We start from the raw sequence: 26,664 nt of genomic DNA, 5'->3' as shown, positions 1-26,664 counted from the left end.
CACGATAGTTGATGAAGTTTTTTAATATGAAGCATAAACTACTCCTACTTATTATAATCTTTAACTCAGCATATGCTTTTGCACAAACAAAAGTAAGTGGTTACGTTTTTGATGAATTTAATGAACCCGTTGCTTACGCAAGTGTTATTTTTAAGGGCTCAACCATTGGTACTACTACAAACGAAAACGGTAAATTTTATTTAGAGTCTGAAGAAAACTGGGATACATTAGAAGTCTCTTTTTTAGGTTATGAAATTCTTACTTATGCTTTGCCAAAGCGTGTTAACTACGAACTTAAATTTACTTTGAAAGAAGAAGCTGCAGCTCTAGACGCTGTAGTTATTGTTACAGGTAAGCAATCTAAAAAAGCATCTGAAAACCCTGCGATACGAATACTCAAAAAAATATGGGAACGTAAACGTCAAAATGGACTCAGTCAATTTAAACAATACGAATACGATCAATACGAAAAAGTCGAATTTGATTTAAATACTATAGATAGTGCTCTCGTAAAAAGTAAACTCTTTAGAGGTATGGAATTTGTTTTCGAAGAAGTTGATACGTCTCGAGTAACAGGAAAAACGTATCTGCCAATTTTTTTAAACGAATCTGTAAAAAAGATTTCAGGAGATAATGAGCTTGGGAAAAAACGAGAAGATTTAATAGGTAATAAAAACTCAGGTTTCAGTAATAATCAGGTAATCATAGATTTTATAGATGATTTGTATTCGGAGTATAATATTTATGATAATTACCTTAAGTTTTTTGATAAGAGTTTTGTAAGTCCTTTAAGCAGGACAGGTGTTCAGACCTATAATTATGTGCTTTCTGATAGTGCTTTTATTGATAACAAATGGTGTTATAATATAATATACTATCCAAGGCGAAAAAATGAGTTAACCTTTAAAGGTGATTTTTGGGTAAATGACTCTACATATGCTATAAAAGAAATTAATCTACAAGCATCGAAAAGCGCTAATATTAATTGGGTTAAAGAAATATATATAGAACAAGAATTTGAGGTTCTTAATGATTCGCTATTCCTTATTAAGCGCGACTATTTTTTGTCTGATTTTGCATTAAATAAAAAAGAAAAATCTCGTGGTGTCTACGGAAAAAGAACAACCCTCTACGATAATTACAAATTCGATATTCCAAAAGACCCAAAATATTACGATAAAGAAGTTTATAATTATGATCAGGACGTTTATAATCGTAAAGAAGATTTTTGGCAACAAAATAGATTAGAAGCTCTTAACAAAGACGAAAAAGGTGTCTACAAGATGTTAGATACTTTAAAAACAGTCAAAAAGTTTAAAAGACTTTATAATTTAGGAAGTATTCTGGCATCCGGCTATATAGAGTTTAATAGCTTACCATTAGATTATGGTCCAATTTTTTCCACATTTGGTTTTAATGATGTTGAAGGCTTAAGACTTAGAGCTGGTGGACGAACTTATTTTGGTCCAAATGACTTATGGCGACTAGAAGGTTTTGTCGCATATGGATTTAGAGATGATAAGTTTAAATATGGCATATCAGGCAAATGGCTTTTAGACAAAAAAAGCAGATTTACGATTTTTGGAGGAAATCGGCGAGACGTAGAGCAAATAGGAGCTAGTCTTACCAGTTCTACTGATGTTTTAGGCCGAAGTCTAGCATCATCTGCCGTAATTGGTACTGGTGCTAACGATAAGCTGACCAATATTAATCTCACTAATCTAGGTTTTTCTATTGAGCCATCGCGTAATTTTGTATTGCGACTAGACGGAAGTTATCGAGAGTTACGCTCTGCATCACCAACATTCAGTTTAGATTATAACGATCAAGATGTAGTTTCAGGAATATCTTCAGAAGTAAATCAGTTCGAAACACGATTATCTGCCGCCTATTATCCAAAACGTCAAATGACAGGTTTTGGTGTAGAACGCAAAGAGAAAAATGACAATTTCGCAAGACTATTTGCACAAATAAGTCGTGGAGATAAAGGTTTTTTGAATAGTGATTTTGATTACACTAAGCTACAGTTTTCATACATTCAGCCGTGGCAAGTTGGTGGTTTTGGACGATTAACCACATCAGTTGAAGCAGGTAAAACATTTGGTGAAGTACCTTTAGCACTATTAAGTGTAGTGCCAGGAAACCAAACCTATTTTTCAATTTATAATACCTTTCCTCAACTAGAGTTTTATGAGTTTGTTACAGATACGTATACGTCTTTACATATAGAACATAATTTTAATGGACGTATTTTTTCTCGTATTCCATTTTTAAAGAAATATAATCTTAGAGCTGTCTTAGGACTGCGTGGCGTTTGGGGAGAATTGTCAGACGAAAACAGATTGCTAAGTACAACAGGTAATCCAGCAGAAATAGTTTTAAGAGCACCAGATTCTAAAGTGTATTACGAATATAGTGTTGGTGTTGCTAACATTTTTAAAATTCTAAGAATAGACTTTAATTTCCGTGGTAATTACTTGGATTTACCAGATGCTAGACGATTCGGAGTTACAGGTAGTTTTGGTTTTTTCTTTTAAAACAATCAGTTTTTCTAGATTTTTTATAGCTATACTTTACATGTATTTACTCTTGTAATACTCAAACAATAAACTATCTTTGCAGCCCTTTTTAAAAGAAAGATTTATGACAGCAACAGGAAAATTAACATTTGACGTTTTAATAGAAATACCTAAAGGAAGCCGAAACAAATACGAGTACGATTTTGAATTAAATAAAATACGCTTTGACCGTATGTTATTTTCATCGATGATGTATCCAGGAGATTATGGGTTTATTCCAGAAACTTTGGCATTGGACGGAGATCCATTAGATGTATTGGTTATGGGAACAGAGCCAACATTTCCAATGTGCGTTATGGAAGTTAAGCCAATAGGTGTATTCCATATGGCTGATGAAAAAGGACCAGATGAAAAACTAATTTGTGTACCAGTTACGGATCCAATTTGGAATAGCTATAACGATTTGTCAGATTTAAATCCGCATCGTAAAAAAGAAATCACTCATTTTTTTCAAGTTTATAAAGATTTAGAAGAAAAGAAAGTAGACGTTGGCGGTTGGGGAGATGCAAAAGAGGCATATGATATTTTAAATAAATGTGTAGCGCGTTACGAAAATAGTGAGCATAAAATTAATGGTGATTTTACAATATAAATAACCATAAATATCAACAATAAAATTACCCTTTGGCAATAGTCGTCAAAGGGTTTTTCTTTTAGCGTCTATTTTGTTACTTTTGCCCAGCTAAAAACTAATCAAATTAAAAATATAATATGGAATCATACATGATTTATATGCCAATAGCTTTGGCACTTTTAGGATTAATTTACATGCTTGTAAAGAAATCGTGGGTTATGAAACAAGATGCTGGTGACGGTAAAATGAAAGAGATTTCAGACCACATCTATGAAGGCGCTTTAGCATTCTTAAATGCCGAATATAGATTACTAGCAATTTTTGTATTAATAGTAGCTGTTTTATTGACTATTGTGTCTTTTGTTGTGCCAACTACACATTGGCTAATCGTAATTGCCTTTGTTTTTGGAGCTGTGTTTTCTGCATATGCTGGTAACATTGGAATGAAAATAGCCACTAAAACAAACGTTAGAACAACACAAGCTGCACGTACTAGTCTTCCAAACGCACTTAAAATCTCCTTTGGAGGTGGAACAGTAATGGGACTTGGTGTTGCAGGTTTAGCAGTATTAGGATTAACAGCTTTCTTTATAATTTTCTTTAGATTTTTTATGGGTGGCGAGTGGACAAATACAATGGATATGACTATTGTGTTAGAAACACTAGCTGGTTTCTCGTTAGGAGCAGAGTCTATCGCACTTTTTGCGCGTGTAGGTGGTGGTATTTATACGAAGGCAGCTGATGTTGGTGCAGACTTAGTTGGTAAAGTAGAAGCTGGAATCCCAGAAGATGATCCTCGTAATCCTGCTACTATTGCAGATAACGTTGGTGATAATGTTGGTGATGTTGCTGGTATGGGAGCCGATTTATTTGGGTCTTATGTAGCAACTGTATTAGCAGCAATGGTATTAGGTAACTACGTTATTAAAGATATGGGTGGTGCAATCTCTGATGCTTTCGGAGGTATTGGACCAATCTTATTGCCAATGGCAATTGCTGGTGCAGGAATTATTATTTCAATTATCGGTACCGTGTTAGTGAAAATTAAAAGTAACGACGCTAAAGAAGCTCAAGTAATGGGCGCTTTAAATATTGGAAACTGGACATCTATTATTTTAGTAGCTGTATCATGTTTTGGTCTAGTAACTTGGATGTTACCAGAAACAATGAAAATGAACTTTTTTGGAGAAGGTTTAGTTGAGATATCGGCAATGCGTGTATTTTACGCAACCTTAGTTGGTTTATTTGTTGGCGCTGTAATCTCTTCTGTTACTGAATACTATACAGGATTAGGTAAAAGTCCAATCTTAAAGATAGTACAACAATCTTCAACGGGTGCAGGAACCAATATTATTGCTGGTTTAGCTACAGGTATGATATCTACATTTCCTTCAGTATTATTATTTGCTGGAGCTATCTGGGCGTCTTACGCATTCGCAGGTTTTTATGGTGTAGCATTAGCGGCATCTGCTATGATGGCTACAACAGCTATGCAGTTAGCTATTGATGCTTTTGGACCAATATCTGATAATGCAGGTGGTATTGCAGAAATGAGTGAACAAGAACCTATCGTAAGAGAACGTACAGATATATTAGATTCAGTTGGTAATACAACTGCTGCAACAGGAAAAGGATTTGCTATCGCTTCTGCTGCATTAACATCATTAGCATTATTTGCTGCTTATGTTACGTTTACAGGAATAGACGGAATTAATATTTTTAAAGCACCAGTATTAGCTATGTTATTTGTTGGTGGTATGGTGCCAGTAGTATTCTCTGCTTTAGCGATGAATGCCGTTGGTAAAGCTGCTATGGAAATGGTTCAAGAAGTGCGTCGTCAGTTTAAAGACATTCCTGGAATTATGGAAGGTACTGGAAAGCCAGAATATGATAAATGTGTTGCGATTTCTACACAAGCCTCTTTAAAAGAAATGATGCTGCCAGGTCTATTAACTATTGGATTTCCTCTTGTAATTGCATTTGTGCCAATGTTATTTGGTATGGATAATTTAGCTATTGCCGAAATGTTAGGTGGTTATATGGCAGGTGTCACAGTTTCTGGAGTCTTATGGGCAATCTTCCAGAATAATGCTGGTGGTGCATGGGATAATGCTAAGAAGTCTTTTGAAGCAGGTGTTGAAATTAACGGAGAAATGACATACAAAGGTTCTGACGCTCACAAAGCAGCAGTAACAGGAGATACTGTTGGTGATCCATTTAAAGATACTTCTGGGCCTTCAATGAATATTTTAATTAAATTAACATGTTTAATTGGTTTGGTTATAGCGCCAATTTTAGGTGGACATACTGAAGAAGGTGTTGCTATGAACGAAAACGTTGAAATCATCAAAGAAATTTCAGTGGAAACCAAAGGAGACAAAACTTTAGATGATACGGCAGTTGCAAAAATCATTACCAAAACTAAAATCGGTGATGGAGAAACTATAATTAAAGAAAAAACTTTTGAAGGTAATCTTGAAGAGGTAGCTAAAAAAGCTGAAGCTTACGCAAAAGAGCAAAAGAGCAATTAAGAGTATACAATTGTTAAAATTATATAACCACGCTAAAAACTTAATTTAGCGTGGTTTTTTTATATTTGAAAATGCTTAAAAAAGACCCCTTGCAAATTATTCCGTTTCTAACTTACGGAACTAAGACACATTTGTATTTACGTGGTCGTGCACTTGAAGATGAAGATATCGACTTATCAAAAAAGGGTTGGTTCAGTCTTCTAGTAAATTCTTGGAAACGTTTTGAGACAGACGAAATCAGAAATTCTGCTATACAAATTAATATTTCTGATACTAAATTTGATTTAAAAACTGATGCAGAAGGTTATTATCTTCTAGATAAAACTTCTAAAATAAAACTGAATACAGATATTGAAGGTTGGTTAGACTATAAAGTAAAGTACACTGAAAATAATTTAAAGCGTTCAATACAGCAGAATAATACTTTTGAAGGTCAAATGCTTGTGCCTTCTAATAAAGCTAGATTTGGAGTTATAAGCGATATTGATGATACTATATTACATACAGGTGTAACCTCTAGATTAAAATGGCGTGTAGTTGTAAACACGTTTTTTAAAACACCATTAAAAAGAAAGGCCTTAGAAGGTACTGCAGACTTTTATGAGTTGCTTCATAATACAGTAAATCCAATTTTTTATGTGAGTAATAGTCCTTGGAATTTGTATCGCTACTTAGAGTTTTTCTTGAAGTCAAATAACTTTCCAAAAGGACCAATTTTGCTTCGAGATTTTAGAACACCATTTGATAAAACGCCAAAGCCAGAACTAGCACATAAGTATCATGAGGTATTTAATATCCTAGACACTTATCCAAATTTACAATTTATCCTTATCGGTGATTGTGGCGAAAAAGATGCAGATATATATTTAGATGTAGTTCAAAAATTTCCAAATAGAATAGCAGCAATTTATTTAAGAAGTGTAGAACACAAAAAAAGGATGAGACGTATTCAGAGTCTTTTTAAAGATTACAAAGAGTTGCCGGTTTTAATTGTAGATAATAGTAATGAGGCAATTGCTCACGCAAAAGCTCATGGATTTATTAATTAAAATAAGCCGTTAATTTCAGCATCAATTTTATTAATAATACCGCCTAAATCTTCAGGATTAGCAACAAAATCTAAATTGTCTACATCAATAATTAGTAGATTTCCTTTGGTATATTTAGTAATCCAGGCTTCGTAACGTTCATTAAGTCGACTTAGATAGTCAATGCTTATTGTGTTTTCATAATCACGACCACGTTTATGTATTTGCGCTACTAAATTTGGTATTGAACTACGTAGATAGATTAACAAATCAGGACCTTTAACAAACGATTCCATTAATTCAAAAAGTGATGAATAATTTTCAAAATCACGATTTGTCATTAAACCCATTGCATGAAGGTTTGGTGCAAAAATATAAGCATCCTCGTATATAGTTCTGTCTTGAATAATATCTTTTTCCCCTTGTTGAATTTGGTTTACTTGACGAAAACGGCTATTTAAAAAATATACTTGTAAATTGAAACTCCAACGTTCCATTTGATTGTAAAAATCATCCAAATAAGGATTGTCTACAACATCCTCGAGTTGAGCTTCCCATTTGTAATGTTTGGCTAGTAATTTTGTAAGCGTAGTTTTCCCTGCGCCTATATTTCCCGCAATAGCAACATGCATAGTTTATTGAGATTTTAGTTGGTAGCGACGTAGCTTTTCGTCGTCGTAAATATACAAGGTTTCATTGGTTACTAAAAACTGATTTATTAACAAATCTATACCAGATATAGATTTTAATTTATCATCGTTTTTTGGAAGGAGAAATAATTCATTTTTAGATTTTAAAACTAAATTAGCTTTACTAAATGCCATTTCTGTCAATCCTGAATTGGTGATTTTACGCAACAAACTCCCAGAATAATTATAGACATACAGAAACGAATCAGTAAGCAAGTAGCAATAATTATAGTCACTCTTAAGCGAAATAACATCAGATTGAATAGGTACTGTTTTTACTCGTGTTTTATTATTAAGGTAGTCGTATAATTCTAGCCTTTGTAGGTCTTGATTAAAAATCCAAATGGTATTATCATAGCCAGTTGATACTAGAGATACATTTTTATAATCTTCAATGGTATTGAAGTCAATCTTAGTAATTTCTGCAAGACGATTGTCCAAAACAATAACAGTATTAAAGTCTTGATAAAACAAATTAATTTTAAGTGGATTAAAAGGATTTGCAGATGTGATTTTTCCTAACTGAAAATTGGCATAACTAATAATAGTGTCGGTAGTTTTTTTATAAAAACTACCACCTTCATCTGAGTAATAAAGTGTACCAAAAGTATCAACGCCAAATAATGTTTCAGCTTTTATGTCTGTAGTTTCTTTTAGTTCGGCTTTAATAGCCTCTTGGGTAAAACCAAAAAGTGAGAAACAGAAAAATATATATAGCAAACGCTTCATACTAATTTGAAAAGTACAAAAATTACGCCACTAATCTCTTATTGCTATTTAGAATTTTAGACCGTCAATTTATATCCAAATCCACGGACATTTAAAATTTGAATGCGGTCGTCTTGTTTTAGTTTTTTTCTGAGTTTAGAGATAAAAACATCCATGCTTCTAGCTGAGAAAAAATCATCCGTGCCCCAAAGTTTGTTTAAGATTAGAGAACGATCTAAAACATTGTTTTTATTTTTAATCAAATGAAATAATAGATGTGCTTCACGATGTGTTAATTGAACAGTTTCTTCAGTTTTATAGGTCAATAATTGCTTAGGAAAATCAAAAGTATAGTCGCCGATTTCTAGTATATCAGCTGTTTTTTGAAGTCTAGTACGACTAATTAGATTATGAATTCTAACGATAAGTTCTTCCATGCTAAAGGGCTTTTTGAGATAATCGTTACCTCCAATAGTAAAGCCTTCTACAACGTCTTGTGTTTGCGATTTTGCAGTCAAGAAAATAATAGGGATTGTATCATCAATTTCTCTAACCTCTTTAGCTAGTGTAAAGCCATCTTTCTTAGGCATCATAACATCTAAAACTAGAATTTCAGGACTTTCGGATTTATAGGCTCTAAAAGCTTTTTCGCCGTCTAGGCAAAGAATAACCTCAAAGTCTCGAGTTTCTAAACTTTCTTTTATAATCTGTCCTAAAGCGGCTTCATCTTCCGCCAATACTATTTTTATCGGATTAGCCATTTGGGAGTTCTATTTTAAAAGTTGTGAGTTTATTATTGAGGTCTAGTGTTATTGTTCCATCATGTTTTTCTATGATACTTTTTGTGTAATATAGGCCTATTCCAAAACCTTTAACATCATGCTTATTACCTTTAGGAACACGATAAAATTTCTCGAAAACACGTTCATTACTAGCTTTAGTTAAACTTGTTCCATTGTCTGAAATGTTGATATTAAAACTATTTTTACTTGGAGTTAAATCTATTATAATAATATCACCGCCATATTTTATTGCGTTATCTAAAATGTTATTTATGGCATTTTCAAAATGAAATATATCAACCTTAGTCACTAAACTTTCAACCTTAAAACTAGTCTGAATAGTTTTATCTGCATTATGAGTTTGGTATCTTGATGACAGTGATGTAAGAAGTGCAATAATATCAATTTCCTCTTTATTTAGTTCTAAACTTTCACTATCCAAAGTAGCAGTCTCTAAAAGTTTTTCGACCATTAGGTTCAGTTTTGATAGTTGTCCACTTGACATATCAATATACTTTTTGGTCTTTTCTTTATCGTCGATAATATTAAAACTATTAATGCCTTCTAGAGCAGCACCAATGGTAGCAATGGGAGTTTTAAACTCATGCGTGATATTGCTAATTAAGTCATTTTTTACTTCTGCTAATTGCTTCTGTTGGTTTATGATTTTTAGTAAATAGAATAAGCAAGCGATAACGCTTAAGACTAGTAAACCAGAAATGCCAATGCCGCCAAGCATTCGTCTTAAAATGACTTTAGTTTCATTAGCAAAATCAACTTTTAGGTCACCTTCTTTGGGTAAAAATGTAGACTCAGAAAAAACACTTAAATGTAAATCGTCTTTAAAATATGTGGTGTCTGCTTCAACGATAATAATATCTTTACTAAAAGGTATTTTATTTTTTGGTTTCTCATAATCAAGGTTATAATCGATATCTATTTTCTTTCTGTTTAATTCGTTTTTCAAAAGTGTATCAATAACCTTTAGGTTTAATGTGTCATTCGAAATCGATATCATTACTTGAGTGGTAAGCATTTTAAAATCACCAATTTTAATATTTGGATTGGCTTGTTTTAATTCTTTCACCTTAAGTTTAAAGGAATCTGCATTTAAGTGATTATTCTTGTTTCTTTGTTCATCCATTATAGAGTCAGCTTCAAAGCCTCTAAAGATTGAAAGTCCTTTAATGTCTGATACTTTATTAGAATCTATTGCTTTCAGTTTTCCATTTTTCTGATCAATGTTTTCAAGAATTTTATTGAAGGCACTTTCTTCTTCAAAAAACTTTGAAGTGGGAGTTTCATCAAATGACAATGCCATAGTCGTTTCTTCAGCGAGGTTTGCATAATAATCATCTACAGCCTTGTCCAAACTTACTTGTACATCATTAATAAGTTGTTGCTTATTAGTGAGGTAGTTTTTGTAATTCCAATAGATTTGAATACCTATGGTGGCAATAATTACTACTGTAATTACATATAATATATATCTATAGCGTTTATCATTCATACTTCAAAAGTATAGGTTTATTCTCAACCATCACTAATCGGTTAACACACGTTAACGTTGGTTAACTATCATTACTAAAAAGACTCGTGATATTTGCAGTGTATTAATCATTAAAAATCAAAATCATGAAAAAATTATTTTTAGTATCAGCAATCTGTTTAACTTCCCTAATGTTTGCTCAGAAAAAAGATTTAAAAGGAAATATTACCTTTAACAAAGTAAAAGTAGAAAGTTTTAAAATAGATGTTGAAGTTGATTCTGTAGAAGAAATTGAATCTACGTTTACAGTAGAAGATTTTAGAGAGATATTAAAGGAAACAGGAGAAAATGAAAACATTATATTTAGTATAAAGTGTAATGACAAAAAAATAGGAGATGAAGTAAAATCCCATATCAAATATGAGATTAAAGGAAATACAAACGAGAAAGAAAAATTTATTGAAAGTATCAAAAAAGTAAGAGCTGCTGCGATAAAATATTACAATTCAAAAAGATAAAAATTTCAAAACAATCATAAAATGAAAACAGTTATAAGAGTTTTGTTTTTGGGTTTAGCGCTAGTTTTTACTAGTGCTAATGCTCAAGAATTTCAAGGCGAGGCAACCTATAAAACGCAACGTTCTGTAGATATTAAGTTAGACAGTACGAGCAATCCAGGTATGACTTCTGATTTACAAAAGCAAATGCAAGCAATGCTTAAAAAGCAGTTTCAAAAAACATTTACACTTTCATTTAATAAAGAGGCTTCAATATATAAAGAGGAAGAATCTTTAGCACCACCTCAAGTTGGAGGAAGTGATATGCAAGTTATGGTTATTGGTTCTGGTGGAGGTTCTGATGTGTTATACAAAAACACAAAAAATAGTACTTACACAGACCAAAAAGATACCATGGGAAAAGTGTTTTTAGTAAAAGACGATATTGAAACAATAGACTGGAAATTAGAAAAAGAAACCAAATTTATTGGACAGTACCAATGCTTTAAAGCTACTTATGTAAAGATGGTGCCAAAGCCACGTTCATTCTCTAGCTTTAGTGTTAATGAAGAAACTGAAGATGAAGAGAATAAAAAGGAAGAAGAACCAGAAATGATAGAGCGAACTGTAACGGCCTGGTATACCTTACAGGTGCCAGTTAATAATGGACCTGCAATGTATCAAGGCTTGCCAGGTTTAATTTTAGAAATCCACGATGGTAAACTAAATATCGTTTGTAGCAAAGTTGTAATTAACCCTGAGAGTAAAATTGAAATCGTCGAGCCTTCTAAAGGAAAAGAGGTCAATCGCGAGGAATATGACAAAATCATGGATAAGAAGAGGAAAGAGATGTTAGAACGATTTGCACCTCGAAACGGCCGTAGAAGCGGTGAAAGTATTGAAATTAGGATTGGAGGATAAGTAAAATTTCTGTTAATGTTTTGATAAACAATATTGTTCTGTTTAATGATTATCTAATTTTGTTGGACACAATTAACATTTTTATACTATAATCATGAAACCAATATTTTACAAACTCGGACTACTTTCATTCTTAATTACTTTTTCTTTTCAAGCAGAAGCCCAAGAATTTCAAGGAAAAGCCTATTATTTTTCTAAATCCAGAATGGACCTAGGACGATGGGGCGCTCGACTTAGTGAAGCGCAAAAAAAACAAGTTGCTTCCAGAATGAAAAACAGGTTAGAGAAAACATATGTACTGACTTTCAATAAAACAGAATCGTTTTTTAAAGAAGATGAAAAACTTGATGCTATGTCTGGAGCTACGGATAGTTGGGGAAAGAATTTTGCTCAAGGTGACCAATACAAAAACGTGAAAGATAATCAGTTAGTACAAAGTCAAGAATTTTACGGAAAAAAGTTTTTGGTAAAAGACAAACTGCAAAAAATTGATTGGAAAATGGGATCTGAGACAAAGCAAATAGGTAATTATACTTGTTTTAAAGCGATGGCTTTAATACCATCTGATGAATTGAGTTGGTATAATTTTTCATGGGATATGATGAGAAGAAACACACCACAAACAGATTCAACAGGAGCAGAAATAATTCCAGAAATTAAAATGACACAAATTGAAGCTTGGTATACAGTACAAGTACCTGTAAGTCACGGACCTTCAGAATTCTGGGGATTGCCTGGTTTAATTTTAGAAGTCAGTGCAGATGATACCACAATGTTATGTTCTAAAATTGTGATTAATCCTAAAGAAACAATTGAAATATTAGCGCCAAAAAAAGGAGAAGAAATCAATAAAGAAGATTATCAAGCTACTGTTATAGAAAAAATGCAGGATTTCAGAAATAATAGAGGCCGACGACGCGGTTAATTCTTTAACGCAAGTTTAACATCCGGCGATATAACTTTTTGTTATTTCGATAGTCTAAAAGAAAGAAACAATAAGTTAAATAGTTTTGTATGAAATTATCATTTTTTAAATCACTTATCCTAGCACTAGTAATATGTTTAAGCACTACCTCATTTGCTCAAGATTTTCAGGGTAAAGCATATTACCAAACAAAGACAACAATAGATATGAGTCAGTTTATGGGAGGCCGTAAAATTACTCCGGACCAAATGAAGTTTATGGAAAAGAGAATGAAGAGTTTCCTAGAAAAGCAATATACGCTCATATTCAATAAGCAAGAATCAATATATAAAGAAGAAGAACGCCTAGAAGCAGGTGGTTCTAACAAGGGCTGGGGAGGATTTGCTAGTAGTTTTACAGGTGGTCCAAAATATAAAAATGTAAAATCCAAAGAGGTTATACAGGATCAAGAATTTTTTGGAAAAAAATTCTTAATAAAAGATGAGTTAAGGAATTTAGAATGGAAAATGGCTAATGAGACTAAACAAATCGGCAATTATACTGTATTTAAAGCTGTAGCAGTAAAGCCTGTGATTGGTTTTGACTGGAGGAGTATAAAAAGACGCGGAGATAATAAAAATAAAAAGAAAAAAGATTTAGTAGAAAATAAATCCGAAGATCCAATGGATGAAATGGAAATACCAAAAACAACCGAAGTCATAGCCTGGTATACACCACAAATACCTATTAATCAGGGTCCAGACGACTTTTGGGGATTACCAGGATTAATACTAGAAGTAAGTTTCGATCGTACTACAATGTTATGTACTAAGATTGTAATGAATCCTAAAGAAAAAGATAATATAAAAAAGCCAGAGAAAGGTGAAATTGTCACCCAAGAAGAATATACTGAAATTACCACCAAAAAAATGGAGGAGATGAGAAGTAACTGGCGCGGAAGAGGTCGAGGTGGCAAGCGTAATTAAAGATTTTCAACTAATTGTCAATCAAAATAACAATTTAAATAAATGAAAAAAATATTTACTCTACTAACCATAATAGTAGCACTAAAGTCCTATTCACAAGTTAGAATGTCTGGAGTCGTAAAAGACAGTATAGGCGGACCTTTAGAGCTTGCAAATGTTATTGCTATAAATCAAGAAACAAAAGCACTAGAATCTTATGGAATTACCGATTCCAAAGGTGAATATAAACTAGCGCTGGGTAAAAATGGCAAGTACAATGTACAAGTTACTTACATAGGTATGAAAACCGTTAATATAGTTGTAGAAACCAAGGAAACAGATATCAGAAAAGATTTCACATTAAATTTTGATAATGCATTAGATACTATTGAATTAACCTATGAAATGCCAGTAACCATTAAAGGAGATACTATTGTTTACAACGCAGACTCATTTAAAAATGGTTCAGAACGAAAACTAGGTGACGTCTTAGAAAAACTACCAGGTGTAGAAATAAATGAGAATGGTCAAATAGAAGTCGAAGGTAATGCCGTACAGAAAATAACGGTTAACGGAAAAGATTTTTTTGATGGGGATTCTAAACTAGCAACAGAAAACATTCCTTCAAATGCTGTAGATAAGATAGAAGTATTAAGAAATTTCTCTGAAGTTGGTCAATTAAGAAGTGTGACTAATAATCAAAATAGTGTAGCAATAAATATCAAACTTAAAGAAGGAAAGGAAAACTTTTGGTTTGGAGATGTTACTGTTGGTGTAGGTACAGCACCGTCACCAAATGACGAATTGTATTTGGTGCAACCAAAACTCTTTTATTACAGTCCAAAGTATAGTGTTAATGTTATTGGCGATATGAATAATATCGGAGAACCTGCTTTATCCAATAGAGATGTCCGTAATTTTGGTGGTGGATTCAAGTCACCAAGTAGAGATAGTGGAACAAATCTAAATTTAGGAAATAATGGCTTGAACGGTCTTACAAATGCACAAAATGCACAGCGTGTCGAGTCTAAATTATTAGCGACTAACTTTAGCTATTCACCTAATAGTGCTTTGGATTTAAGTGGATTCTTAATATACAATACCACGAGACTAAATACCAGACAAGAAAGTTTTATCCGTTATACCGATCCAGATTTGGGTATACCAGACGAAGAAACCATCAATACTGGTCGTGAAGCCTCTGATCAAGGTCTAGCAAAACTGAGTGCATCTTACAAACCAAATGTAAACAATCAATTGGATTATGATGTGTTAGCAAGATTATCCAAAGATTCAGAGCAACAAATAGAAATTTCATCTGTCATAGGTGCAACTAAACAATTAGATGAGGTTACACCATTTAGTATTAATCAAAACCTAAATTATTACTACACACTAAATGAGAATAATATTTTTGCACTTGAAGCTGCACATTTAATCCGTGACGAAGACCCTTTTTATAATGCGTTTTTAAACAATGATCCTACTAATAATGATAATGGTATTGATAATGATCCAAATACTATTGATGAGGATGCTTATGATGAGACAGCTGAGCAATTAGGATTAGATCGTAGTTTAGATTTTTATGGATTGGGGCAAAATCGCCAAGTAAAATCAAATCAATTAGATGCCAAAGTAGATTACTACAATATCCTTAATGCTAAGAGTAACATCAGTTTCACATTTGGAACTATTTTTAGTCGCCAAGATTTTAATTCTAATATCTTTCAATTTTTAGATGTAAATGACTCTAGTGTTACACAAGATGCAAATCCTATAATTAATGACTCTAACGATAATCAGTTAGGTGCTACAAATGATATTCAGTATAATTTTAGTGACGTTTATTTGTCTACTAGATATAATGTAAGAACAGGTAAATTCACATTTAGACCAGGAGTTTCTGTTCATGCTTACGGAAACCAGAACATCCAATTTGGAGAAAAGTATAAAGATAATTTCTTTAGAATCTTACCAGAGTTTGAAGCACGTGTTCAATTCAAGAAGTCTGAAAGTTTGACTTTTAATTATCGAATGAATAACCAATTTACAGATGTAACCAACCTTGCCGAAGGATTAGTGCTAAATAATTTTGACCGTTTATCTTTTGGTAACGCTGAACTACAGAATGGACTGTCTCACAGCCTTAGTTTATTTTACAGAAGTTTTAATTTGTTTAATAACACTAATGTTTTTGCCAGAGTAGCTTACAATAAAAATATTGACCAAATTAGATCTATTGCAAATTTTGATAATGTTATTTCGACGAGTACTTTTTTTAACTCACAATTTGCTGATGAAACATTATCAGCATTCGGTTCTTGGAACAAAAGATTTGGAAAAATAAGAACAGGCTTGCGCGCTAATTTCAATTATAGTTTGAGGAATCAATTTATTGATGGAAGACAGTCTGTAAACGAAAGTTTTGTCCAATCTTATACCCCAGAATTTAGAACAAACTTTAGAGAAGCACCAAATGTTAGACTTAGATACAACTACAGTATTAGTAACAACACGCAAGGGACAAGAACAACTAAGATTGTTACAAACGCACCATCAATACGTTTTGATGCTTACATATGGGATTCAGTAACTTTTGTAACTGATTATGCATATAATAATCAAGAGGTAGAAGGCGAATCAGAATCTTTCACAACATGGAGTGCAAGATTAGGTTATCGTAAAGATCGTGATGCAAAATGGGAATACGAGATAAGAGCTAATAACATTTTAAATATTGATGCAAACATTAATAATAATGTTGGTAATTTCTCGGTGTCTAATTCAGCAACATTCTTACAACCACGTTTTATAACGTTTAGGGCAATATATACCTTATAAACTCTCATATTTTAACTAAAAAAAGCCTTCTCAAATGAGAAGGCTTTTTTTTAATGCTATGTATTAATATTACAATCCAAAAGCTGCTTTCACTTTATCCACATAGTCTAATTTTTCCCATGTAAATGTTTCAACAGTTTCGGTAACTTCTTGACCCATCGGATTTTTGAAAGTTAATGTTTTTACTTCTGGCGTACGTCCCATATGACCGTATGCTGCAGTTTCAGAATATATAGGCGTTCTTAACTTTAAGCGTTGTTCGATAAAGTATGGACGCATATCAAAAATAGATTCGACGTTTTTACTAATCTCTCCATCAGTTTTATCAATTGTTGCTGTACCGTAAGTTTCAACATTAATACTAGTTGGTTTTGCTACACCAATGGCATAACTTACCTGTACTAATACTTCTTTACATAAACCTGCTGCTACTAGGTTTTTTGCAATATGTCGTGTTGCATAAGCGCCAGAACGGTCTACCTTACTTGGGTCTTTTCCTGAAAAAGCACCACCACCATGTGCACCTTTACCACCATAAGTGTCAACAATAATCTTACGACCTGTTAATCCAGTGTCACCGTGAGGTCCACCAATTACAAAAACACCAGTTGGGTTAATGTGATACGTAATACTATCTGTAAATAATTTTTGGATATGTGCTGGTAATTTGGCAACCACACGAGGTATTAAAATTTCTACAATGTCTTTTTTGATTTGTGCTAACATTACATCATCACTAGCATCAAAATCATCGTGTTGTGTAGATAATACAATCGCATCAATGCGTTGAGGTACATTGTCATCACTATACTCAATAGTTACCTGAGATTTTGCATCAGGACGTAAATAGGTAATGTCTTTATTTTCACGACGTAATTCTGCTAATTCTTTTAAAAGACGATGTGAAAGCTCTAAAGCTAATGGCATATAGTTTTCAGTTTCGTCAGTAGCATAACCGAACATCATTCCTTGGTCACCTGCACCTTGATCTTCAGGTTTTGCACGGTCTACACCTTGATTAATGTCTGGAGATTGTTCATGTATTGCAGATAAAACGCCACAAGAACTACCGTCAAACATATATTCTCCTTTGGTATAGCCAATTTTGTTAATGACATCTCTAGCGATTTGCTGTACGTCTAAATAAGTATCGGATTTTACTTCTCCCGCTAATACAACTTGTCCCGTTGTTACAAGGGTTTCACAAGCTACTTTAGAGTCTTTGTCAAACGCTAAAAAGTTGTCAATTAATGCATCGCTAATTTGATCTGCTACTTTGTCTGGATGTCCTTCAGAAACACTTTCTGAAGTAAATAAATACGCCATATTCTAAGATTTTTATTTTGAAGATTTGACGTAATAACAAGGAAAGTCTAACACTGTCTTTAGCAATTTTTTCCAGAGGTTGCAATCAGTCAAATCTTTCCTCTTAATTAATTTCGGTGCAAAAATACACATTTATAATAATAAACGAAGATAGTTATCATAACTAATTCCTAAAAGATAAGTTCGATGTAGTTAATCTGTTAAAAATTGATAAAATCAAAAAAAGATTTGGATATTAAATTTTTATAATCGAATATTTGTATTCACAAAGTTCAAAAACTTACTGAAATGTTATCAAGAAAGGCAGAGGGAATAGACCCGATGAAGCCTTAGCAACCCTTAGACTTACTAAGAAGGTGCTAAATTCTACTTGATTAGCGAATCATTTCTCGCTTATTCTAGATAGATAACCAACATATAAATACTCATCTGTATTTATATAATTTTTCTTTATAACATTTTTCTATTAGGTATGCTTCTGAGAAGCCTATTTGACTTTTGGTTTAATTATGTATTAACTCAAAAAAAACAGAAAAATGAGTACACAAAAATTTGCAACTAAAGCGTTGCATGCAGGACACAATGTCAATCAAAATGGAGGAACAAGAGCTGTTCCTATTTACCAATCAACAGCTTATGTGTTTAATGATTCAGATCATGCAGCTAATTTATTTTCATTAGCTGAACCTGGAAATATTTATACAAGGATTAACAACCCTACAACAGACGTTTTAGAGCAACGTCTAGCTACACTTGAAGGAGGTATTGCAGCTGTGGCAACAGCATCAGGAACTTCTGCTATTTCTACAACTTTATTAACGCTTCTTAGAGCTGGCGACCATATTGTAGCTTCTAGTAGTTTGTACGGAGGAACCTATAATTTGTTAAAAGTAACACTACCAAGACATGGAATTACAACAACTTTTGTCGACCCTTCAGAAGCTGAAAACTTTAAGAACACTGCACAAGAAAACACAAGGTTATTTTTTATTGAGTCTTTAGGAAATCCAAAATTAGATGTTTTAGATGTTGAAAGTATTTCGGCGCAAGCAAAAGCACATAAAGTGCCTTTAGTTGTTGACAATACTGTTGCTACACCGTATTTACTTAATCCTATTGCTCATGGTGCTAATATTGTAATTCATTCGCTTACAAAATATATCAATGGTAATGGTACAGCATTAGGTGGAATAATTATTGACGCTGGGACATTTGATTGGACAAACGGAAAATTCCCTGAATTTACAGAGCCATCAGAAGGTTATCATGGTTTAGTATATAGTGAAGCGCTAGAAGAGGCAGCATTTATCGCCAAAGTAAGAATCGAAGGTTTAAGAGATTATGGTGGTGCATTGAGTCCTTTTAATGCGTTTCAAATTATTCAAGGTTTAGAAACTTTAGAGTTAAGGATAAAGAAGCATAGCGAAAACGCATTAGAATTAGCACAATGGTTACAGCAACAAGACGAAGTTTCTTGGGTAAATTATCCAGGCTTAGAAACGAGTAATTATAAAGATTTAGCCGACAAATATTTACCAAACGGCAAAAGTGGCATTGTTACTTTTGGACTTAAAGGAGGTTTTGAAGCTGCAAAGAAAGTAGCAGATACAACAGAATTATTCTCTTTATTGGCAAATATTGGAGATACCAAGTCTCTAATAATTCATCCAGCAAGTACAACGCATCAACAACTTACGGACACTGAACAACAGAGTACAGGTGTAACCAAAGATTTAATTCGTCTATCAGTTGGTTTAGAGGATGTTGAAGATTTAAAGACAGATTTAAAAGAAGCTTTCGCAGCTGTTTTAAAGCCTGTGCAAGCTTAATTATAGTCTTAATAATTTGTGTTCTGAGAATCTTGATGGGTGTTTTTTAAGCACCTTTCAAGATTTTCAATACCAATATTAATCGGAAGTAATGTCACAATTAAAGTACATAGAAATAGACCATTTTGAATTAGCTTCAGGGCTCAATTTCAGCCTCAAATTAAGTTATCAACACTTCGGTCTACCTTTAAATTCTGCACCTGTTGTTTTAGTTAATCATGCGTTAACAGGAAATTCTCAAGTTATTGGTGAAAAAGGGTGGTGGAACGGGATTATTGGCGAAGATAAAGTCATTGATACCAATAATTATTCGGTTTTGTCATTTAACATTCCTGGTAATGGTTTTGGTAACATTAACGAGGATTTTGTAAAATATTATAAAGACTTTACAGCAAAAGACATTGCCAGAATTTTTGTTGAAGGTTTACAACGTTTATCGATACACAAACTGTTTGCTGTAATTGGTGGTTCTGTTGGTGGTGGAATTGCTTGGGAGCTTTCAATTTTGAAACCAAATTTGATTGAAAACATCATACCAATTGCTACAGATTGGAAAGCTACAGATTGGCTTATCGCCAATTGTTATGTGCAAGAACGGATTTTGGAAAATTCAAGAAATCCAATTGCAGATGCTCGTATTCATGCGATGACATTTTACAGAAATTCCCTATCCTTTAAACAAAAATTTAATAGAACAAAAGCATCAGCTTTATTATTTAATATGGAAAGTTGGTTGAATCATCATGGTGAAAAACTATCACAGCGTTTTCAACTCTCGACCTACAAAATGATGAATCAAATTTTAAAAAGTATAAATGTAGCTGAAAACAAAAATGAATTTCTAAATAAGGCTAAAAACATAAAAGGCAATATTCATATTATTACAATAAATTCAGATGTTTTTTTTGTTCCAAATGAGAATTGGGAAACTTATGTTGAACTAAAAACAGTTAAGGAAAATGTAACAATTAATGAAATAAAATCTATTGATGGTCATGACGCTTTTTTGATAGAATTTTCACAAATTTCAAAATTCCTTAACCCTATATTTAATAAAAAAGAAAAAGAAAATGAGACAAGTCAGCTTAGTTATATTGGGCATAGGTAATGTAGGTTCTACTTTGATAGATCAGATTATTTCTTTTAAACCCAAATTAAAACTCAATCAAAAAATAGATTTAAAAATTCCGGTAATTTGTAATTCGACAAAGGCTCTTTTTAAAGATGATTTAGATGAAAATTGGAGGGTAAATTTTAAAGAAAATTCTGAAGACTATAACTATGAAGATGTTATAAAATACGTTCAAAAAAATAAGCTTCAGAATTTAATTGCCGTAGATGCTACGGCTAATGAAGAAATCGTTCAAAAATATATAGAATTAATTCAGAATAATTTTCATCTTGTTGTCGCAAATAAAGTTGCAAATACCCTCGACTTTGAATTATATAAACTGATAAGACAAACACTCCAAAAAAAGAAAAAAATCTTTTACTACGAAACTAATGTGGGTGCAGGCCTTCCTATTATTGAGACTATTAGAAACTTGTCACAATCTGGTGACAGTGTAAAAAAGATTAGAGGTGTTTTTTCAGGGTCACTCAGTTATATTTTCAATCGTTTTTCTGAAGAAGATATTTTGTTTTCTGAAGTTCTAGAAAGCGCATCAAATAAAGGTTATACAGAGCCTGATGCTAGGGATGATTTGTCTGGAAAGGATGTAGCTAGAAAACTTCTTGTTTTAGCAAGAGAATTAGGTTTAAAAAAGAATTTAGAAGAAGTTAACGTACAATCATTAGTGCCTAAATCACTAAATGGAAAAACGACAATATCGCAATTCAATAAAAGAAGAGATGAATTAAATTCTGTTTTTGAAAATGACAAGAAAAATCAAACTGGAAATAATGTTTTGCGTTATATAGGTGAATTAAATTTAGAAAACGAAATATTAGAAGTTAAATTAGTTTCAGAATCTTTAAAAACTCCACTTGGCCAGCTTAAAGGTGCTGATAACTTATTTGAAATTTACACGGATTCTTATCAAGAAACACCATTGGTTATTCAAGGTGCTGGTGCTGGAAAAGAAGTTACCGCTAGAGGTTTATTTTCTGATATCGTTAAGATTGCTAATACTTTATAAATATATGAGTAGAATTAAGGAAGAAATTCAAAAGAGAATATTAGTTTTAGATGGTGCAATGGGTACAATGCTTCAGCGCCATAGTTTTACTGAGTCTGATTTTCGTGGCGAACGTTTTAAAGATTATCCAACACCATTACAAGGTAATAACGATTTATTATCGTTGACACAGCCAGAAGCTATTGCAAATGTTCATAGGCAGTATTTTGAAGCTGGTGCAGATATCGTAGAAACCAATACTTTTTCAGGGACTACAATTGCTATGGCCGATTATAATATGGAAGATTTGGTTTACGAACTAAATTACGAATCTGCAAAAATTGCAAAAGCAGTAGCAGAAGAATTTACAAGTCATAATCCAAATAAGCCTCGATTTGTAGCTGGTAGTATTGGACCAACTAACAGAACGGCTAGTTTATCTCCAGATGTAAATAAGCCTGAATTTCGCGCCGTTACTTTTGAAGAATTACGAAAAGCATATAAGCAGCAAGTTGAAGCCTTACTTGATGGTGGTGTCGATGTGCTTTTAGTAGAAACTATATTTGACACGCTAAATGCCAAAGCGGCTTTATTTGCGATTGAAGAAGTCAAGGAAGAACGCAATATTGATATACCAATTATGGTGTCAGGAACAATAACTGATGCTTCGGGGCGCACATTATCTGGTCAAACAGTCGAAGCTTTTTTAACATCAATATCTCATATCCCATTATTAAGTGTTGGTTTTAATTGTGCCTTAGGAGCAGAACAATTACAACCGTATTTACAACGGCTCTCTAACGAAACAGAATTTTATACTTCTGCACATCCAAATGCAGGCTTACCTAATGCATTTGGAGAATATGACGAGACAGCTGAAGAAATGCAAGGTTATATTGAAGATTACCTTAAAGACGATTTGATAAATATCATCGGTGGATGTTGTGGTACAAACCCAGACCATATAAAAGCGATTGCAGAAGTAGCATCAAAATATAAACCCAGACAAATACAAGTTGAAGCATAATGGCAAGCAGTGATTCTAAAAAATATTTAACCTTATCTGGATTAGAACCTCTTGTAGTTACACCAGAATCTAACTTTATCAATGTTGGTGAACGTACAAATGTTACGGGTTCACGTAAATTTCTTCGGTTGATTAAAGAAGAAAAATTTGAAGAGGCTTTAAGTGTTGCAAGAGATCAGGTTGAAGGTGGTGCCCAAATCATCGATGTTAATATGGACGAAGGTATGCTCGATGGTGTAGAAGCCATGACAACATTTTTAAATCTTATTGCATCAGAGCCAGATATTGCTCGAGTGCCAATTATGATTGATAGTTCAAAATGGGAAATCATTGAAGCTGGATTACAAGTCGTACAAGGAAAAAGTGTTGTAAACTCTATAAGCTTAAAAGAAGGTGAAGAACAGTTTAAGCATCAAGCAAAACTAGTAAAACGTTACGGAGCTGCTGTAATAGTAATGGCATTTGACGAAAAAGGTCAAGCAGACACTTACGAAAGACGGATTGAAATTTGCAAGCGTTCCTACAATATTTTAGTAAACGAAGTAGGATTTCCTGCTCAGGACATCATCTTTGATCCAAATATTTTTCCTGTGGCTACAGGTATGGAAGAGCATAGAAAAAATGCTCTTGATTTTTTTAATGCTACAAAATGGATTAGAGAAAACTTACCACATGCTAACGTTTCTGGAGGTGTAAGTAATGTCTCGTTTAGCTTCCGAGGGAATAATGCGGTACGTGAAGCCATGCACTCTTCATTTTTATATCATGCTATAAAAAACGGGATGAATTTAGGGATTGTAAACCCAACAATGCTAGAGATTTATGATGAGATTGATAGTGATCTTTTAGAACGTGTTGAAGATGTTTTATTTGATAAAAGAGATGATGCTACAGAGCGTTTATTAGACTTTGCAGAAACTGTTAAAGGGAATAAAAAAGAAACAACAGAAACCGTTTTAGAATGGCGAAATGGAGAATTACAGGATAGGATAACACATGCTTTAGTAAAAGGGATTGACAGTTTTATTGTTGAAGATGTAGAAAAAGCAAGACTGTCTGTTTCAAAACCAATTGAAGTTATTGAAGGTCATTTAATGACAGGAATGAATGTAGTTGGGGATTTATTTGGAAGCGGAAAAATGTTTTTGCCACAAGTTGTAAAATCGGCTCGCGTTATGAAAAAAGCAGTGGCTTATTTACAGCCATTTATTGAAGCAGAAAAAGATGGTAAGCAAGAGTTTGCAGGTAAAATATTAATGGCAACTGTAAAAGGCGATGTGCATGATATTGGGAAGAATATTGTAAGTGTTGTTTTAGGCTGTAATAATTACGAGATAATAGATTTAGGTGTTATGGTGCCTCCAGAAAAAATTATAGAAACTGCTGTAAAAGAGCAAGTCGATGTTATTGGTTTAAGTGGCTTGATCACACCATCTTTAGACGAAATGGTATATGTTTCTAAAGAGTTAGAAAAACAGAATATTGAAATACCTTTAATTATTGGTGGTGCTACAACTAGTAAGGCACACACCGCCGTAAAAATTGCACCGCATTATCAAAATACAGTGATTCATATTAATGATGCATCTAGAGCAGTTACTGTTGTCGGCGATTTACTTCAAAAAGATAGTTCTGTTTATAAAAATCAAATACGAGAAGAGTATGATAAATTCCGTGAACAGTTTTTAACTAGAGGAAAACAAAAAGAGTATTTATCAATCACTGATGCTCGAAAAAACAAGTATCAAATTGATTGGAAAACTACAGAAATTGTAAAGCCTAAAGAATTAGGTGTGCAAATTATTGACGATTTTGATATTAAAAAATTGGAAGCTTATATCGATTGGTCTCCATTTTTCAGAAGTTGGGATTTACACGGTAAGTATCCCGCTATTTTAAATGATGAAATAGTTGGTGAACAAGCAACTGAATTATTTGCTGATGCGCAAGAGTTATTGCAAAAAGTTTTTGATAAGAAACTCTTAGAAGCTAAAGCTATTTTTGGTTTGTTCCCTGCAAACACTGTAAATGATGATGATATTGAGGTGACAATAAAAGATTGTCATGCTGAACTTGATTCAGCATCTCATCAAGAAGTATATAAATTTCTTACACTTCGCCAACAACTCAAAAAACGAGAATGCGTTCCTAATCATGCTCTTGCGGATTTTATTGCGCCAAAAGAAAAAGGGTATCAAGATTATATAGGTGCTTTTTGTGTTACTACAGGTTTTGGAACGAAAGTACTGGCAGAGCAATTTGAAGTTGATAATGACGATTATAATTCAATTATGATTAAGGCATTAGCGGATCGTTTGGCTGAAGCTTTTGCTGAATATTTGCACAAAGAAGTTAGAACTAATTATTGGGGATATGCATCAAGTGAAAATTTAAGTAATCAAGAATTAATAAAAGAAGATTACAAAGGTATTCGTCCTGCACCTGGGTATCCAGCTTGTCCTGACCATTTAGAAAAAACAACTATTTGGAAGTTGTTGGATGTAGAAAATCAGATAGGTGTAAAACTTACTGAAAGTTTAGCGATGTGGCCAGCTGCAAGTGTTAGTGGTTATTACTTTGGTAACAAAGAAGCCAAATATTTTGGCCTTGGAAAAATTACTGAAGACCAATTAATAGATTACTCAAAACGAAGAAATATTACAAAAGAAGAAGCTCAAAAATGGTTAAACCCAAATCTTGCTGACTAAAAAAAAGATTATGAAAGTAACTGAACATATAAATAACGGAAATGGAGATTCACAATTTTCGTTTGAGATTTTACCACCTTTAAAAGGTCAAGACATTCAATCAATATTCGATAATATAGACCCGTTAATGGAATTTAAACCGCCATTTATTGATGTTACTTACCATAGAGAAGAGTATACGTTTAAAGATGTAGGTAATGGTTTGTTAAAGAAACAGATTGTAAAAAAACGTCCAGGTACAGTAGGTATTTGTGCTGCCATTCAAAATAAATATGGTGTAGATGCAATACCACACATTCTATGCGGTGGTTTTACAAAAGAAGACACAGAAAATTTTTTAATAGATCTTGACTTTTTAGGTATAGACAATGTAGTAGCGCTGCGTGGAGATGCGGTTAAAACAGAAACTTACTTCAAACCAGAGCCAGAAGGTCATGCTTATGCTAGTGAGTTGGTCAGTCAAATTTCAGATTTAAATAATGGTATTTATTTAGATGATGAACTTCAAAATTGTAGTAAAACTAATTTCTGTGTTGGCGTTGGTGCATACCCAGAAAAGCATATGGAAGCACCAAGTCTAGAAAGTGATATACATTTCTTAAAAAAGAAAATAAAAAATGGTGCCGAATATGTAGTTACTCAAATGTTTTTTGATAATCAGAAGTATTTTGATTTTGTGGATAAATGTAGAAAAGCAGGTATTGAAGTGCCAATTATCCCGGGATTGAAACCTATTTCAACAAAAAAACAACTTAATTTATTACCGCATCGTTTTTATGTAGACCTACCAGAAGATTTAGTAATAGAGGTGATTAAATGTAAGAATAATAGTCAAGTAAGAGAAGTCGGTATTGAATGGTGTATTGCGCAATCTAAAGAGTTACAAGATGCTGGGATACCAGTACTACATTATTACTCTATGGGAAAAAGTAGTAACATAAAAGAAGTTGCCAAAGCAGTTTTTTAGATTATTTATTTAACAGTAGTTTTTATTTGCCTTAACATTTATAATAGATTTCATCCTGAAATTTGAAAAAAATAATATAATGAAAACTATCAAAAAGTATAAATTAGAATTTAGATTTGCCTTTCAGGTTTTAATCTTAGCTATTGGCTCTTTGTTTGCGGCATATCTTCTTTTTTAAT

20 protein-coding genes and 1 riboswitch are annotated in these 26,664 nt (G+C 32.9%); of the genes, 15 read left to right on the top strand and 5 right to left on the bottom strand.

The genetic code is table 11. From position 1 onward, the window contains the following. Positions 1–26 precede the first annotated feature (26 nt). The 4 genes from BTO05_RS06865 to BTO05_RS06850 all read left to right on the top strand — a co-directional run bounded on the left by BTO05_RS06865 (position 27) and on the right by BTO05_RS06850 (position 6,733). Entirely contained in the window at positions 27–2,537 is a 2,511-nt protein-coding gene (locus tag BTO05_RS06865; protein ID WP_198295264.1) for a DUF5686 family protein, read from the top strand. A gap of 106 nt (positions 2,538–2,643) precedes the next feature. Beyond that, positions 2,644–3,171 carry an inorganic diphosphatase gene (locus BTO05_RS06860; RefSeq protein ID WP_087491946.1) on the top strand — a complete coding sequence of 176 codons (528 nt, stop codon included), beginning with the start codon at positions 2,644–2,646 and terminating at the stop codon, positions 3,169–3,171. Positions 3,172–3,290: 119 nt separating this feature from the next. Then, positions 3,291–5,684: a sodium-translocating pyrophosphatase gene (locus tag BTO05_RS06855; protein WP_087491945.1), complete on the top strand. Its 2,394-nt coding sequence runs from the start codon at positions 3,291–3,293 to the stop codon at positions 5,682–5,684. Positions 5,685–5,755: 71 nt separating this feature from the next. Beyond that, positions 5,756–6,733: an App1 family protein gene (locus tag BTO05_RS06850; RefSeq protein WP_087491944.1), complete on the top strand. Its 978-nt coding sequence runs from the start codon at positions 5,756–5,758 to the stop codon at positions 6,731–6,733. On the opposite strand, the gene BTO05_RS06845 is transcribed toward BTO05_RS06850, so the two are convergent. From BTO05_RS06845 to BTO05_RS06830, 4 genes are read right to left on the bottom strand one after another with little or no spacing between them, the layout of a single operon-like run. Continuing rightward, positions 6,730–7,344, bottom strand: a complete 615-nt coding sequence (locus BTO05_RS06845; protein ID WP_087491943.1) for a deoxynucleoside kinase — start codon at positions 7,342–7,344, stop codon at positions 6,730–6,732. The two genes, BTO05_RS06850 and BTO05_RS06845, sit on opposite strands and share 4 nt — an antisense overlap. Before the next feature lie 3 nt (positions 7,345–7,347). Further along, positions 7,348–8,130, bottom strand: coding sequence for a hypothetical protein (locus tag BTO05_RS06840; RefSeq protein ID WP_087491942.1), 783 nt, complete (start codon positions 8,128–8,130; stop codon positions 7,348–7,350). 56 nt (positions 8,131–8,186) lie between these two features. After that, positions 8,187–8,870, bottom strand: coding sequence for a response regulator transcription factor (locus BTO05_RS06835; protein ID WP_087491941.1), 684 nt, complete (start codon positions 8,868–8,870; stop codon positions 8,187–8,189). Then, positions 8,863–10,401: a sensor histidine kinase gene (locus BTO05_RS06830; protein ID WP_087491940.1), complete on the bottom strand. Its 1,539-nt coding sequence runs from the start codon at positions 10,399–10,401 to the stop codon at positions 8,863–8,865. Before BTO05_RS06830 ends, BTO05_RS06835 begins: the two co-directional genes overlap by 8 nt. Before the next feature lie 125 nt (positions 10,402–10,526). Here BTO05_RS06830 and BTO05_RS06825 point away from each other — a divergent pair, with 125 nt between their 5' ends. From BTO05_RS06825 to BTO05_RS06805, 5 genes are all read left to right on the top strand, one after another. Then, positions 10,527–10,898 (top strand): hypothetical protein, encoded by a 372-nt coding sequence (locus BTO05_RS06825; protein WP_087491939.1) that lies wholly within the window; start codon positions 10,527–10,529, stop codon positions 10,896–10,898. 21 nt (positions 10,899–10,919) lie between these two features. Further along, positions 10,920–11,798, top strand: a complete 879-nt coding sequence (locus tag BTO05_RS06820) for a GLPGLI family protein (RefSeq protein WP_087491938.1) — start codon at positions 10,920–10,922, stop codon at positions 11,796–11,798. 94 nt (positions 11,799–11,892) lie between these two features. Further along, positions 11,893–12,723 (top strand): GLPGLI family protein, encoded by an 831-nt coding sequence (locus BTO05_RS06815; RefSeq protein WP_087491937.1) that lies wholly within the window; start codon positions 11,893–11,895, stop codon positions 12,721–12,723. Positions 12,724–12,812: 89 nt separating this feature from the next. Then, entirely contained in the window at positions 12,813–13,688 is an 876-nt protein-coding gene (locus BTO05_RS06810) for a GLPGLI family protein (RefSeq protein WP_087491936.1), read from the top strand. 42 nt (positions 13,689–13,730) lie between these two features. Further along, the gene (locus tag BTO05_RS06805; protein ID WP_087491935.1) at positions 13,731–16,511 is read left to right on the top strand and encodes a TonB-dependent receptor; all 2,781 of its coding nucleotides are present in this window, start codon (positions 13,731–13,733) and stop codon (positions 16,509–16,511) included. 69 nt (positions 16,512–16,580) lie between these two features. On the opposite strand, the gene metK is transcribed toward BTO05_RS06805, so the two are convergent. Further along, complete coding sequence (gene metK, locus BTO05_RS06800; protein ID WP_087491934.1) at positions 16,581–17,837, bottom strand: methionine adenosyltransferase; 1,257 nt, start codon at positions 17,835–17,837, stop codon at positions 16,581–16,583. A 288-nt stretch (positions 17,838–18,125) separates the two neighbouring features. Then, positions 18,126–18,250: riboswitch (SAM riboswitch) on the top strand. A 123-nt stretch (positions 18,251–18,373) separates the two neighbouring features. On the opposite strand from metK, the gene BTO05_RS06795 reads away from it, so the two are divergent. From BTO05_RS06795 to metF, 6 genes are all read left to right on the top strand, one after another. After that, positions 18,374–19,666, top strand: coding sequence for an O-acetylhomoserine aminocarboxypropyltransferase/cysteine synthase family protein (locus BTO05_RS06795; protein ID WP_087491933.1), 1,293 nt, complete (start codon positions 18,374–18,376; stop codon positions 19,664–19,666). Between the two features lie 91 nt (positions 19,667–19,757). Continuing rightward, positions 19,758–20,774 (top strand): alpha/beta fold hydrolase, encoded by a 1,017-nt coding sequence (locus BTO05_RS06790; RefSeq protein WP_087491932.1) that lies wholly within the window; start codon positions 19,758–19,760, stop codon positions 20,772–20,774. Continuing rightward, a complete protein-coding gene (locus BTO05_RS06785) occupies positions 20,737–21,804 on the top strand; it encodes an aspartate kinase (protein ID WP_087491931.1) in 1,068 nt (355 codons plus the stop codon). Before BTO05_RS06790 ends, BTO05_RS06785 begins: the two co-directional genes overlap by 38 nt. Before the next feature lie 4 nt (positions 21,805–21,808). After that, on the top strand, positions 21,809–22,810 hold the full coding sequence (locus BTO05_RS06780) for a homocysteine S-methyltransferase family protein (RefSeq protein WP_087491930.1): 1,002 nt from the start codon (positions 21,809–21,811) through the stop codon (positions 22,808–22,810). Further along, positions 22,810–25,518, top strand: coding sequence for a methionine synthase (metH, locus tag BTO05_RS06775; RefSeq protein ID WP_087491929.1), 2,709 nt, complete (start codon positions 22,810–22,812; stop codon positions 25,516–25,518). The genes BTO05_RS06780 and metH overlap by 1 nt, the downstream gene beginning before the upstream one ends. A 10-nt stretch (positions 25,519–25,528) precedes the next feature. Further along, a complete protein-coding gene (gene metF, locus BTO05_RS06770) occupies positions 25,529–26,485 on the top strand; it encodes a methylenetetrahydrofolate reductase [NAD(P)H] (RefSeq protein ID WP_087491928.1) in 957 nt (318 codons plus the stop codon). Positions 26,486–26,664: the final 179 nt, after the last annotated feature.

The sequence above is a fragment of the Winogradskyella sp. PC-19 genome (genome assembly GCF_002163855.1).
Classification (GTDB): domain Bacteria; phylum Bacteroidota; class Bacteroidia; order Flavobacteriales; family Flavobacteriaceae; genus Winogradskyella.
Note: the sequence above shows the minus strand (reverse complement) of the source record. Positions and strands in the feature narration are given on the sequence as shown.